The sequence below is a fragment of the Methylovulum miyakonense HT12 genome (assembly GCF_000384075.1).
In the GTDB taxonomy this organism is placed as follows: Bacteria; Pseudomonadota; Gammaproteobacteria; order Methylococcales; family Methylomonadaceae; genus Methylovulum; species Methylovulum miyakonense.
In genome coordinates this window covers 3,322,774-3,336,021 of the sequence record NZ_KB913025.1, presented here as the reverse complement: position 1 = coordinate 3,336,021, position 13,248 = coordinate 3,322,774, and the positions used below count along the sequence as shown (strand labels likewise).

The window sequence follows — 13,248 nt, the reverse complement described above, 5'->3', positions numbered from 1 at the left end:
TGTCAGCCACGGGCGGCCAGCCCTTTGGCTTGCGGATCATGAATATTCAACCTCTTACGGCCGCCCCCGTCTTGGGTTGTGGAAGGCGGCCATTATTTGCTTCCCTGACCCTGTAAGCGTTGCATCGTACGTTCTACCTCATCAACATTACCCAAAATAATCAGGCAAGTATATTGATAAATTTTGGGTAGCACATTTTTTTCCCTAAAAACACAATTCCATTTATTGACGTCGGGAAAACTGAACCGCCCATAACCAACCCCGTTTTGCGGCAATTGGTTTGAGTAAACCCCCATTGCATAATTTCTATCCTGGGTAGCGAGAATGACAGGCAGTGATTGTTCCCCCTTATGGTTACCGGCACTGGTTTCCGTGCCGGTCACAGGATCATAAAAAAGCGCCAAGGAAAACTCTTTAGGCATGTAGCCGGTAGAAGCTTCAAAGGTGCCCGCTGAAAAATGGGTTGGCACATGAAAACTCACTTTATGCTCAATGACGTTCCCAAATTTGGGTATCCCCACAGTAATTTCCTTTTCAAGCAAATGTCCGGATATTTCTGTCGTATTGACCGCCTGGGTAATTTTTTTATGGATGCCACACCCTCCCGGATAGGCTTGCCAGGGCTTTAACCAAAAACCCATGTCCGATAACGTCCAAAGCTGATTGTTTTTCACATAGGCGTCTATTAATTGGCTACTGGTACGCCCCTTAGGATCATGCCCCGCTCCGCCTTCAGTAGGATTAAAACATCCACCATAGCCGTCATATGATGAAGCGCTTTGCAGTAACCGGCCATGATCCCTACGGTCTATATGCTCCTTATTACGAAACACCAAAGAAGACACACCGCCGCCAAATTCGGCGCTGGTACGCAACACAACCTGGGAATCCAACATCGGTACGGTCAATGTCATATCACCTGGTTTAGCATAGCTGGCTGTCCAGCCGCCTATGAAGGTTAATGCGCCTATTAATTGCCAAAATACGGCGTCCCTTTTATAAATCATAAATGTCTCCGCTTCATTATTTAGAAACAATAGCTAGCTGATTGCCAATTTTGGGCAATCAAAACATAGCCTGTAAGGCGCATACGCCGTATTGAAATTCATGTTAGCCTTCAACCATCCGGCGCAACCCCCCTCGCTAATGTGCCGTACAGACCTAATGTCCTTAACTGCTAGCCTGCATTAGTGCGCCCAAATATCATTTCATAGGGCTGCCTGAATCTTAGGCTCCCCAGCCACCGCCCGCACATGCACTTCCCGCTGCGGCAATGGGATTTCGATATGGTGTTCCCGCAAAGTGCGTTCCAAACGCAGATGCAGCTCATGGATGACTTGTAGACGGTGGGACATTTCGCTGACGAACACGCGGATCGAAAAATTCAACGCGCTATCGCCAAAACCGCTTAACAACACGACGGGCTCAGGATCGGGAAGCACAAATGGCGTAGCTTTTACGGTTTCCAGCATGAGCTTATGCACCAACTCAAGATCTGAACCGTAAGCGATGCCCACGGGGATCACCACGCGGGTGATGGCGTCGCTTAAGGTCCAATTGACCAATTGGTTGGTGATGAACGTCTTGTTGGGCACGATCAGCTCTTTTTGGTCCCAATCCATAATGGTCGTCGCCCGCATTTGGATACGGCTGACTTTACCCGTGACATCGCCAATCGTCACCGTGTCGCCGACACGGATAGGCCGCTCGAACAGCAGGATAATGCCCGACACCAGATTGGCGAATATTTCCTGCAAGCCGAAACCCAAACCCACGCTGAGCGCCGCCACCAGCCATTGCACTTGTGTCCAACTGCCACCCAGTTCATTGGCGACACAAAGGAAGCCGATCGAAATCAGCAAGTATTTGGCAAGCTTATTGATCGCGTAACGGCTCCCCGGCTCTATGGTCAAATGGCGGAACAGTAAAATTTCCATAAGGCCGGAAAAATTCAGCACCGAGACAATGGTAAGGAAGACGTACACCCCCGCCAGCAATAAATTGGTCAGGGTCACGGGTTCCATGACCTCTTCCTTGTCCACGGTGACCTGATGCTTCCAAAGCTCGATATGGTCAAGGAAGGAAAATGCCGGAAAAATATCCTTCCAAATCAGCCAAATGCCAATGATCAAGGTCAAGCTAACCGACACATTCAAAAGGTTGATCGTTTGCGCATTGATTTTTGGAATATCCAACAACGGGTCTTCCAGTGGCACAACAGGGTCTTCACCAGCCACCACAACTGGTTTTTCAGGAAGGGCCGCCGCTTTGAATTTTTGCCGGTTATTTTCTATCGCCAGTTGCCGGTTGACCAACGTCAACCAGCGGATGACGATTTCATGCACCACGACAATGACAAACACCAGCCGCAAGGTAATGATGAGTTGCTGTTGTAATTCCAAGGCACTCAAGTAATAACCCGCCACCGCAAAACCGATAATGGTTAATGGCAATGAAATGGCCGCCGGATACCAAACATAGCGCGACTGGTTTAACCAACCTTGCGGATTAGCGGCAATGGCATATTTTAACAGCCCTTGGTTGGGATGGAGGACGGTGCGGAAAAACCAAGCCAATGCCAACATGCTAAGGACCAAGGCCAGCCTACCGACATTATCGCTATATAACGCCACGCCGGACGCGCTGGTGCTAGTGATCAGGAACACACTGGGTACGGCAATGAAACGTATCCAGGCAATTTGTCGCCGGAACAAACTGGCGGTGTCTTGTTGCCATTGGAAATGTTTCCCCGCAATCCCTGCGGGCGCAAACAAACGGTAAAAAAATTGCAGGAAAAAAAGCGGGATGGCGGCGCTTTGCAAACCCGCGCCAATGGCTTTGCTAAACTCGTCAAGGTTCAAGGTATGGCTTAAAAACCAACCCCAGTAGAACAGCAGCAAGGGCAAGGGCAAAACCAGCAACAGCAAATATCCTAAGGCCTTGACCGTATAACAAAAATGGTCGCTATAAAAATTGCCGACTTGTTCGGAAATTTCCGTCAAATGTAATTTGCACCAACGCCTGCTTGACACCAATACCGATAAACTCAATACCGCGGCAAAAGCCAAAAACGGATTGTTAAGCATGGACTTCAAAGTGTCTTTAACGAGGCGGGCCCAATTAAACGGTGACAACAGCCACTGGGTGGCATGGTAAAGCCCCGTGATAAAATCAGCGTTAACCGGCTCCGAGCTAGGCACCCACAGCAGGCGCTCGTCAAGATAAACGGCGAACTTGGTCGCTTGGGCAAGCATTTGCTGGCGGGAAAAATCAAAATCACCCAGCGCCCGCAAATAGGTGTCATCGGCCACCGACAATTTGTTCAGCAACTCCTTTTGGCTGGTCATCAACACCCGCAATTCCGCTTGGATCATCATGCGCTGTTCTTCCGGCATTTGCCGGTCGACTTGAACCCTCATGATTTGCTGTAATTCATGGTCGATATCGGCGAGATTTTTCAGCTTATCTTCAATTTTAAACAGCTCAAGGCTCGTCAGTGCGGTCTCGCTTTGGACGGTTTCCGACTGTTCATCCAGTTGTTTGTCGGTCAGCAAATTGCGGCGCTGCTCCCGCAAAATTTTGCCCAAGGCCGGGCTTAATCCGGCCAGGCTAATTTTTTTTTCGGCGCTTTTAAAATCGCTGTCAATGCCGGCGACTTGCGCATCCAGCTTGGCTTTTTGTTCGTTATAGCTATCAATTTTAGCGGTGGTCGCCTGTAAGTCTTTGCTGAACTGGATGTTTTCGCGGGTCAGGGTCTGGATCACCGGATGTTTGCCGGATAGCGCCTTTTCCGCTTGGCTAAGCGAATCCTGGGCTTCTTTGGCCGCTTGTTGGCGGCGCTCCGCCAACACATTTTCGATGGCGGCAAGCACGGTGGCCGATGCAACTTTTTGCAAGTCCAACAGTTGATACTGGCTTTTCAACACATCGACCCTGACCGAGTTGCTGATGGCCTCAATATCAAGCATCTTCATTTCGGCGGTACGGGCTTCCATCAAGGTTTTTAGATACAGCAGTTCCGCTTCCGACTCCACTTTCAATGCCGTGGCGGCGGGGGTTTCCAGCCTTTTCTGGCTGTTTTCCAAATCTTGCTGGGCAGTGAGGGTTTCCTGACGGATCATTTGCGGGCGGCTGTTTTGCAAGGCCAGTTCGTTTTCCAGTTTTTTCAACTGTTCGTCCTGGTTGCTGGCTTTTTCTTTCTCAATAATCAGCCGCTGCTCCAGCTCTTCGGTCACGATGCCGGAAAAATCTTCCGGTTTTTGTTTGGCTTGTTTCTGTTGCGCTTGCTCTATGTCTTTTTGCAGCTTTTTAATGGTTTCCGGCGCCTGTTTGGCCGCTTGCTTAAAATCCGCCGCCTTGGATTTAAAAATAGCCAGGTTGGCGATATTGTCTTGCGCGGAATGATAAAACTTCAACACCGCGGCCTTGGTTTTTTCATCAAAATCCTGGCGGGCATTGATCGCGTCAATCTTCGTCTGCAGGGCGTCTTTGGTGGTGTCTAAAACCGCCGTCTTTGGCTGGGCGGCATAGGCATCATGGAAACGGACTCCCCCGGCAACCAACATCCAAAGGAAAACAAGCAAAGGCAGCTTTGCATAAAAATCAGTCACACGGTTATTCATCTGTTTTATCGGGTAAGGCAGGAAGTGTTGCAATATAACTTATTGAACCCCAAAGCATACCGGGCCCACGAAGTTAGGTTAGGGAGAATAGCCGCAACGGGTGGCCACATTAGGTTAGCTGGCTTTAGGGTTTAACAAGCCATCGCCACTAGCCGTAGCCTACTTCCACAGCTGCCAAAATTCAAGGCCTGAAGCGGGCTTTTTAAGCATAACAGTGGCACATCTTACTGCTTTCTTAACGGTTATGCTTTCTAAACGATTATAATAGGCAAAAAACTGACCACCCTATTCATCAGCAGGACATTTTAATGAAGGCAAGCTCACATTTATTGATAATTGGCATATTGACAACTTTAGCCGCTTGCTCAACACAGGAAACAAAACAAGACCTTAACGGCGCAAAAAACGTCGGGCCGCAACAGGCCGCACCGGCAACCCCTGACACCCCACAAGCCTCGGGCCAAAATCCGGCGATGACCCTCACTAAAGCCGGAAAAAAACTAAACTTGGTCAGGATCATGGATGGCGCCGCGTGCAAAAATGACTTTGAAGGCGTAAAAGGCAGTTTCCTGCTCTATGCCGACCCTAGCGATATAGAACGCATCAAACGCGAAAAAGGGGCGAAAATATTCGGTGACTTTGAAGCTAAAATCCAAACTTTCTCCGAGGAAGTGCTCCAACAAGCCGTTAACGCCACCACCTTGGCTGAAGACCCTTTTGCGCTAGGTAAAGATGAAGCCCGTGAAAAACTTGCCCGGCAATTAAGCCTCAATTTCCAAAAGGCGGCAGTGGCGGCAATTGCCAATTTTGAAAAAGAAACCACGCTTTCCATCGACATTGCCGCTTTCCCGCCATCCTTGATATTTTACCAACAAGGCTGTGTGGCTGCGCTGGATGAACCGGATGGAGCTGAAACCACCGGAACCAAGCCTTGAAGGCCCGATTCCGCCAACCTTAATGATTGATTGTAACGCTATAACCCTTACTGATTGCCGTGGCAAGGATTGCCGGAACCAGGTCCGCGTAGCGACCCCAAAAGAGACGGATGACAACGCACTTGCCCAACGCCTACTGTTAAAGGACAACCATCGAATATGAATTCCTCGCTCCCCAAAGAAGAACAGTGCCGCCTATTAAACCAAGCTGCGCTGGATTACCATGAATTCCCCAAACCGGGGAAGATTAGCGTCACGCCGATCAAACAGCTGACCTGCCAGCGGGATTTGTCCCTAGCCTATTCACCGGGCGTGGCGGCCACTTGTGAAAAAATCGTTGAAGACCCGCACAATGTCGCCCGTTTCACCGCACGGGGCAATTTGGTCGCGGTCATCACCAATGGCTCGGCGGTGCTGGGCTTGGGCAATATCGGCCCCCTGGCCGCCAAGCCGGTCATGGAAGGAAAGGCGGTCTTGTTCAAAAAGTTTGCCGGCATTGACGTGTTTGATATTGAAATCAACGAAAGCGACCCCGACAAACTCTGCGACATCATTGCTTCACTGGAGCCGACCTTCGGTGGCATCAACCTCGAAGACATCAAAGCCCCCGAATGTTTTTACATTGAACGCCAATTGCGCGGGCGCATGCACATCCCCGTATTCCATGACGACCAGCATGGCACGGCGATCATCGTCAGCGCAGCCATACTGAACGGCCTGAAAGTGGTCGGCAAAGGCCTCAACCATTGCAAACTGGTGGTTTCCGGGGCGGGCGCGGCGGCGTTGGCGTGTTTGGATTTGCTGGTCGATTTGGGCTTCCCCATTGAAAACATTTTTGTCACCGACTTGGCGGGCGTGGTTTATAAAGGCCGCACCGAACTGATGGACGAGGACAAAGCCCGTTTTGCCCAAGACACCCCGGCACGGACTTTGGCTGAGGTCATCCCCGGCGCGGATGTTTTCTTGGGGCTGTCGGCGGGCGGCGTGTTGAAACCGGACATGGTCAAAAGCATGGCGGACAAGCCCTTGATTATGGCCTTGGCCAACCCGACCCCGGAAATCCTGCCCGAAGAAATCCGTGCCGTGCGGGACGATGCGGTCATCGCCACCGGCCGTTCGGATTACCCTAACCAAGTCAATAATGTCTTGTGTTTCCCATACATTTTCCGCGGGGCTTTGGACTGCGGGGCGACCACCATCACCCGTGAAATGGAAATCGCCACCGTCCACGCCATCGCACAACTGGCGCAAGCCGAACCCTCCGATATCGTCGCCGCGGCTTATGGCACCCAAGACTTGTCATTCGGGGCGCACTACTTGATCCCCCTGCCCTTTGACCCGCGTTTGATGGGCCAAATCGCACCGGCGGTCGCTAGGGCCGCCGCCGAATCCGGCGTCGCCACCCTGCCCATAACGGATATGGACGCTTACACCGAACGTTTGCGGCAATTTGCCTATCACAGCGGCTCGTTCATGCAGCCCGTGTTCCACAAAGCCAAAAAAGCCGACGCCTCACGCAAACGCATCGCGTTTGCCGAAGGTGAAGATGAACGGGTGTTGCGGGCCGTACAAATAATCGTGGACGAGCAACTGGCCGTGCCGACGCTGATAGGCCGCCCCGCCATTGTCCTGCAACAAATCGAGAAACTGGGTTTACGCCTGAGATGCGGTGAGGATTTCCAACTGCTCAACCCTGAGCAAGACGGGCGTTATGAAGCGTTTTGGCGCACTTACCTTGAGCTGACCCGCCGTAAAGGCGTCTCAGAACAATATGCGAAACTGGAAATGCGCCGCCGCAACACCTTGATCGGGGCGATGCTAGTCCATCAAGGCGAAGCGGATGGCCTGATTTGCGGCACATTCGGCACTCCCAGGCTGCACCTGCATTACATTGACCAAGTGCTGGGCAAACGCCCGGGCTGTTCGGTCTATGCCGCGATGAATTATTTGGTTTTGGCTGACCGGCAAATTGTCTTGGTCGACACCCACATCAACGAAAACCCGACTGCCGAACAATTGGCGGAAATCACCTTGCTGGCCGCCGACCAAATGCTGCATTTCGGCCTGATCCCCAGGGTCGCGTTGTTGTCGCACTCCAACTTCGGTACCAGCAACAGCGTTTCCGCCCAAAAAATGCGCAAGGCGTTGGCGATCATCCGTGAGCAAGCCCCGGATCTGGAAGTTGACGGGGAGATGCACGGAGACAAAGCCATCGACTATGACATGCTAAAACGCATCGTCCCCGACACCACTTTAAAAAGTAGCGCCAACTTGCTGGTGTTGCCGACCATTGACGCCGCCAACATTTCCTACAATTTGCTAAAAGCCACTGCCGGTAACGGCATCGCCATTGGCCCCGTACTCTTGGGGTGCGCGAAACCAGTGCATATTTTGACCGCTTCCGCAACCGTACGCAGGATAGTCAACATGACGGCTTTGTGTGTGGTGGATAGTGTTTGTGGGGAGTGAAGGGGAAATTGTCAACGCAGGCCAGCGCCTTTGTCCCTACACCCCCTGCCCTAGCTAATTTTTCAACAACAGATTGCACAAAGCCGGTAACGGCGGCGGGGGCGTCGGTTTCCCGGTGGCGGGTTTTTTGGCTTCTGCCGAAAACCACCAATCAAGCCCGGCATCGCAGCCATCACCTGGCGGCAACGGCTCCTGTGCCACACAATGCCGGTTGCCGGCCGGACATTTCAAACGCACATGGAAATGGTCATCATGCTTCCACCAGGGACGGATTTTCCTCAGCCATTGGTGCGACGCCGTCCGGCGTTGGCATAACTCGCGCTTGACGCTGGGGTTGACAAAAATCCTGTCCACTTCCGGCATAGCCGCGGCAAGTTCCAACACTTTGGCATTCTCCTGCGTCCATTGTGCAGGGTTGATGGTATCGGCATAAGCCAATACGGAAGCCGCACTCCAGGTCTCCCGCTCATTGAGGGTCAAGCTGCGCTTGGCGGCCTGTTGCGACAACAAAAACCAAATATCCACATCCAGGCCTGTCTGATGGCTACGGTGCCCCGTTAACGTCGGCCCGCCACGCGGTTGCCCTAAATCGCCTATCAGCAATGTCCCCAAACCATGGGAAGCCGTGGCTTGGCCTAAATTTTCAATAAAGCGCTTTAAATCCGGGTGGCCATAAAACCGGTTTCTGGACAAACGCATCACCTGATAGCCCATGCCGTCTTTGGGCAAGGAAACCGCGCCGCTCAAACAACCGCCATTATAAGTGCCGATACTTTGCGCCGTGCCGGCAATATTTACGGGCTGCGAAACCTGCGACCATGGATTGGCCAGAATCCCCGTTGGCAACAATAATGCGGCGGCGACCGCCAAGAATTTTATTTTTAACACAGCACCATCCGATAAAAATACATGGAAAAAAGTTGATTTTACACTACTGGGGGCTTCCTTAAGAACCTGTCCAATTGGTAGCGGAACATGGCCATTGTCGTGGCGGGCGCTTGCCCGCTTTTTGATACACCCCCAATCAGGCAAGCAGATGGTAAGCGCCACCAATCGCGTTTGGCATTGCTTAAAATGTGGGTGAACCCCCGCTTTAACCTTAAAGCCAATTCACACCAAAATCTGCGCCTGCAACCGCTTGATCTCATCCCTAACCTTTGCGGCCTGTTCAAATTCCAGGTTTTTGGCGTGCCGGTACATCGCCTCTTCCAGTTGCTTGAGTTTTTTGCCCATTTGCTTAGGCGTCATCACATGGTAATCGGCGGTGATGTCGGCCACTTTGCTAAGCGTTTTGCTTGACGTCCCAGAACCCGGGATAGCCACTTGCAAAATGTCCGTGATGGATTTCAAAATCGTCGCGGGCGTGATGTGGTGTTCGAGGTTGAAGCGGTGCTGTTTTTCGCGGCGGCGTTCGGTTTCTTCTATGGCTTTCGCCATCGAGTTGGTGATCTTGTCGCCGTACAAAATCGCCTTGCCATTGGCGTTGCGGGCGGCGCGGCCTATGGTTTGCACCAGCGACACCACCGAACGCAAGAAACCTTCCTTATCGGCATCGAGTATCGCCACCAACGACACTTCGGGAATATCCAAGCCCTCGCGCAACAAGTTGATACCGACCAGCACATCAAACTGCCCCAACCGCAAGTCACGGATAATCTCGACCCGCTCCACCGTCTCTATATCCGAATGCAAATACCGCACTTTAATATCATGCTCGGCCAAGTATTCGGTCAAATCTTCGGACATACGTTTGGTCAAGGTCGTCACCAGCACCCGCTCTTTCAAGGCGACACGCTTGTTGATTTCCGACAGCAAATCATCCACTTGCGTGGTGGCCGGACGCACTTCGACGATAGGGTCAAGCAATCCGGTTGGCCTGACCACTTGCTCGACAAACACGCCGGAATGCTCCCTTTCATAAACGCTGGGCGTGGCGGACACATAAATGCGCTGCGGCGATTTCGCCTCAAATTCGGCAAACATCAAAGGCCGGTTATCCAACGCCGACGGCAGCCGGAATCCGTATTCCACCAGCGTTTCTTTGCGTGACCGGTCGCCTTTGTACATCGCCCCGATTTGCGGCACGGTGACATGGCTTTCGTCAATAACCAACAGGGCGTTATCAGGCAAATAATCAAACATGGTCGGCGGCGGCTCGCCTGGCGCACTGCCTGACAAATACCGCGAGTAATTTTCTATCCCGGAGCAATAGCCGACTTCCAGGATCATTTCAATATCAAACAAGGTGCGTTGTTCCAAGCGTTGCGCTTCCACCAATTTGTTCGCCGCTTCCAACTGCTGCACCCGCTCTTTCAGCTCGATTTTGATGGCTTCCACCGCCGCCAATAATTGTTCACGCGGTGTCACATAATGGCTTTTCGGATACACCGTGTAGCGGACGATGCGGCTTAAAATCTCGCCCGTCAACGGGTCAAACAACGACAGCCGTTCGATTTCGTTATCGAACAGCTCAATGCGCAAGGCTTCGTTATCCGATTCGGCCGGGAAAATGTCGATCACCTCCCCGCGCGCACGGTAAGTCGCCCGCCGTAACTCGACATCGTTGCGCGTGTACTGCATTTCGGCAAGGCGGCGCAGGATCGTGCGTTGGTCGATCAAATCGCCTTTGACCAAATGCAAGACCATTTGGAAATACGATTCCGGCTCGCCCAAACCATAAATCGCCGACACCGTCGCCACCACGATGGTGTCTTTCCGTTCAATCAGGGCCTTGGTCGCCGACAAGCGCATTTGCTCGATGTGCTCGTTCAAGGACGCGTCTTTGTCGATAAACGTGTCCGACGCGGGGACATAAGCTTCCGGCTGGTAATAGTCGTAATAGGAAACAAAATACTCGACGCTGTTTTCAGGGAAAAACTCCTTCATCTCGCCGTACAATTGCGCCGCCAGCGTTTTGTTCGGTGCCATGATCATCGCCGGACGCTGCACTTCATTGATGACATTGGCGATAGTAAACGTCTTGCCGGAACCGGTCACACCCAGCAAAGTTTGGTGCACTTCGCCATCATTCAAGCCTTCGACCAGTTGCTTAATGGCGGTAGGCTGATCGCCAGCGGGTTGGAAGCGGCTGTGGATTTTGAACGGTTTTTCCATAGGATGACTGGTAAGGATTGGGTTGCGGATATTTGGTGTAAACTTGCGGGAAGACTATAGGCATAAGGAGCAGCCCAGCAGGAACCCGGGACTGCCCGAACCGGCAAGTTCAAAACTGGAAGACAGAAACCTAACAAGCTTCTAAAATCAAAGCTTAACTTCATTTATTATGAGTGCAAACCCCATGAACGACAAAGAAGACTTTCAGATTGAGATGCAGCAGTTACAGCAACAGATACAGGGCTACTTACAAGAACATTGGCGATTTTTTTTGGCGGAAGGCATCTTCTTCATCGTTTTAGGGATAGGGGCGATGGCGATACCCCAATTCTTTACGGAGGCCATTGTCATTTTATTAGGCTGGATTATGTTGTTCGGTGGGATAGCCCATGTTGGCCGGGCATTGGTGTTTTCAGACATGCCCGGTTTTTGGTTATGGCTATTTATGGGCCTTTTGCAGGTTATCGCCGGCTATCTATTTATCACCACGCCCCTCGTCGGCGTTTTAACCATCACCTTGCTGATGACCCTGTTTTTTGCCTTTGAAGGCATTGCCAAAATCTCCCTGGCTTTGTTAATGCGGCCCTTGGCCCACTGGGGATTAATGCTTTTTAGCGGTGCCAGCGCCTTGGTTTTCGCGCTGATCATTATCCTCAGCTGGTCTGAAACAGCCCATTGGCTATTAGGGGTGTTTTTAGGGATCAACATGATTTTTATGGGGTTTTCCTTAGTTAAAATGAGCTGGCATCATAAAGCCAGCTCTTAAAGCCCCGTAATGCAGCCCATCGTCCGGTGCCTACAAAAAAATAGCCCAAACCCACCGGTCCAGGCTATTTTGTGTTGGCCCGATCGCGTCCGCCACCTTTTATAGCCTCGGCCGTCATTTGGCATTCATGCCTAAGGTCAGACTGGGATCATACTGAAAAATAAGTTAAGCAATTGCATCCCAAAAAAAGATAACGGCAACGATGAGGCTATTAATAAGGTTGTGAATCCTACTGCTTGGTATATTTCTTTTTTCATGGCCTTAGCTCCGACAATTCAATAGTATTGGCTACCCGATAAACACTTGAAGCAAGTGCTTACTAAAAATACTAGCGAATCTTATGCCATACCCTGAAACAAAAAATAATTCAATAAAATCAAAAAGTTTTAGATTTCTCAGTTATTAAAAAGTAAGCTGTGGGTACGGCCATATCCTTTTACCAAACCAATTTTGCACAGTTAATACCTTTTTTGCAGGGTAACCGGAACAAGCGGGTGGGCAAATGCCGCTTGTTGTGAGCTATCCTGGCCACCATCAGTGTTGCTTAATCACTGACGTTACGCAGTAACGTCTTTTTATTCCCGTTTGCCGCGCCGAGTACCGCAGATTTTGTAGGGATCAGCCCACAGGGGTGCGGCAGGGAAGCCGCGCATCGGCAGAGGGGCAGGAAGCCCCTTCTGCCGATCCCCGACAAAATCGAGGAGCGCAAGGCAAAAGCGGCAACCGGGCCGCTTTTTTTTGGATACTTTCTTTTGACGGCGCAAAAGAAAGTATCCCGCTTGTCGGTGCGGAAACCGACTTTAAATAAACTGTCGCGATAGCGACTCTATACCTCATTTTTCAACAAGACAAAAATGACTGCGTAACATCAGTTAATCAATCACACCCAATTTCCGCAATTCCGTACGTAAAGTTTCAATACGCTTGCGGTTCACGCCAAAGTCGCTATGCCCCACCCTAGAAGCGGAACGGATATGGATCAATTCGGCGTCCGCATCCATGACCACATTGATGTCGTCAACGAAACGGAACACCAAACTGGTCGCTTCGGCATGTAGCGTGGTGTGTGTTTCATGGGTGATCACCATGCGGGGTTGCTTTATGATCACCTTCCTTAAGGCCGCCCAGGCTTGTAGCGGGTTGCCCTTAATCTCAAACGGTAAGATGTAATGCTGTTTGTCATGTATCCCGGCCTGGCTAGAGACACAATTAGGGCTGCTTGCACACAAAGGCAATTTTTTATCAATGGCTGAAGCCAGTGTCGGTGTCGAATTCATCATGGTCATTATCACGCTGAAAAAAATAATCTTAAATTTCATAAAGTATGATGGCTAGGGGAGTA

At 51.2% G+C, this 13,248-nt stretch carries 8 protein-coding genes; 3 read left to right on the top strand and 5 right to left on the bottom strand.

Annotated features, from left to right (window positions below):
* Window positions 1-92 precede the first annotated feature (92 nt).
* Both METMI_RS24395 and METMI_RS0116395 read right to left on the bottom strand, forming a co-directional pair.
* Window positions 93-1,007 (bottom strand): hypothetical protein, encoded by a 915-nt coding sequence (locus tag METMI_RS24395; RefSeq protein ID WP_019867385.1) that lies wholly within the window; start codon window positions 1,005-1,007, stop codon window positions 93-95.
* A gap of 201 nt (window positions 1,008-1,208) precedes the next feature.
* Window positions 1,209-4,622 carry a mechanosensitive ion channel domain-containing protein gene (locus METMI_RS0116395; protein WP_019867384.1) on the bottom strand — a complete coding sequence of 1,138 codons (3,414 nt, stop codon included), beginning with the start codon at window positions 4,620-4,622 and terminating at the stop codon, window positions 1,209-1,211.
* A gap of 308 nt (window positions 4,623-4,930) precedes the next feature.
* Between METMI_RS0116395 and METMI_RS0116390 the strand changes: the two genes are divergently transcribed.
* Both METMI_RS0116390 and METMI_RS0116385 read left to right on the top strand, forming a co-directional pair.
* Window positions 4,931-5,557: a hypothetical protein gene (locus METMI_RS0116390; protein WP_019867383.1), complete on the top strand. Its 627-nt coding sequence runs from the start codon at window positions 4,931-4,933 to the stop codon at window positions 5,555-5,557.
* A 159-nt stretch (window positions 5,558-5,716) separates the two neighbouring features.
* Entirely contained in the window at window positions 5,717-8,026 is a 2,310-nt protein-coding gene (locus METMI_RS0116385) for an NADP-dependent malic enzyme (RefSeq protein ID WP_019867382.1), read from the top strand.
* Window positions 8,027-8,080: 54 nt separating this feature from the next.
* On the opposite strand, the gene mepA is transcribed toward METMI_RS0116385, so the two are convergent.
* Together mepA and uvrB are read right to left on the bottom strand one after the other, a co-directional pair.
* Entirely contained in the window at window positions 8,081-8,905 is an 825-nt protein-coding gene (mepA, locus tag METMI_RS0116380) for a penicillin-insensitive murein endopeptidase (protein ID WP_232215313.1), read from the bottom strand.
* 231 nt (window positions 8,906-9,136) lie between these two features.
* A complete protein-coding gene (gene uvrB, locus METMI_RS0116375) occupies window positions 9,137-11,140 on the bottom strand; it encodes an excinuclease ABC subunit UvrB (RefSeq protein ID WP_019867380.1) in 2,004 nt (667 codons plus the stop codon).
* A gap of 184 nt (window positions 11,141-11,324) precedes the next feature.
* Between uvrB and METMI_RS0116370 the strand changes: the two genes are divergently transcribed.
* Entirely contained in the window at window positions 11,325-11,906 is a 582-nt protein-coding gene (locus METMI_RS0116370) for an HdeD family acid-resistance protein (RefSeq protein WP_019867379.1), read from the top strand.
* 872 nt (window positions 11,907-12,778) lie between these two features.
* Here METMI_RS0116370 and METMI_RS0116360 read toward each other — a convergent pair.
* The gene (locus METMI_RS0116360) at window positions 12,779-13,225 is read right to left on the bottom strand and encodes a DUF1499 domain-containing protein (protein ID WP_019867377.1); all 447 of its coding nucleotides are present in this window, start codon (window positions 13,223-13,225) and stop codon (window positions 12,779-12,781) included.
* Window positions 13,226-13,248: the final 23 nt, after the last annotated feature.

Excerpts from the sequence above, each read along its gene's own strand:
- METMI_RS0116390 (WP_019867383.1), top strand. The coding sequence starts at position 4,931 with ATGAAGGCAAGCTCACATTTATTGATAATTGGCATATTGACAACTTTA.
- METMI_RS0116395 (WP_019867384.1), bottom strand. The coding sequence starts at position 4,622 with ATGAATAACCGTGTGACTGATTTTTATGCAAAGCTGCCTTTGCTTGTT.
- METMI_RS0116370 (WP_019867379.1), top strand. The coding sequence starts at position 11,325 with ATGAACGACAAAGAAGACTTTCAGATTGAGATGCAGCAGTTACAGCAA.
- METMI_RS0116360 (WP_019867377.1), bottom strand. The coding sequence starts at position 13,225 with ATGAAATTTAAGATTATTTTTTTCAGCGTGATAATGACCATGATGAAT.
- METMI_RS24395 (WP_019867385.1), bottom strand. The coding sequence starts at position 1,007 with ATGATTTATAAAAGGGACGCCGTATTTTGGCAATTAATAGGCGCATTA.
- uvrB (WP_019867380.1), bottom strand. The coding sequence starts at position 11,140 with ATGGAAAAACCGTTCAAAATCCACAGCCGCTTCCAACCCGCTGGCGAT.
- METMI_RS0116385 (WP_019867382.1), top strand. The coding sequence starts at position 5,717 with ATGAATTCCTCGCTCCCCAAAGAAGAACAGTGCCGCCTATTAAACCAA.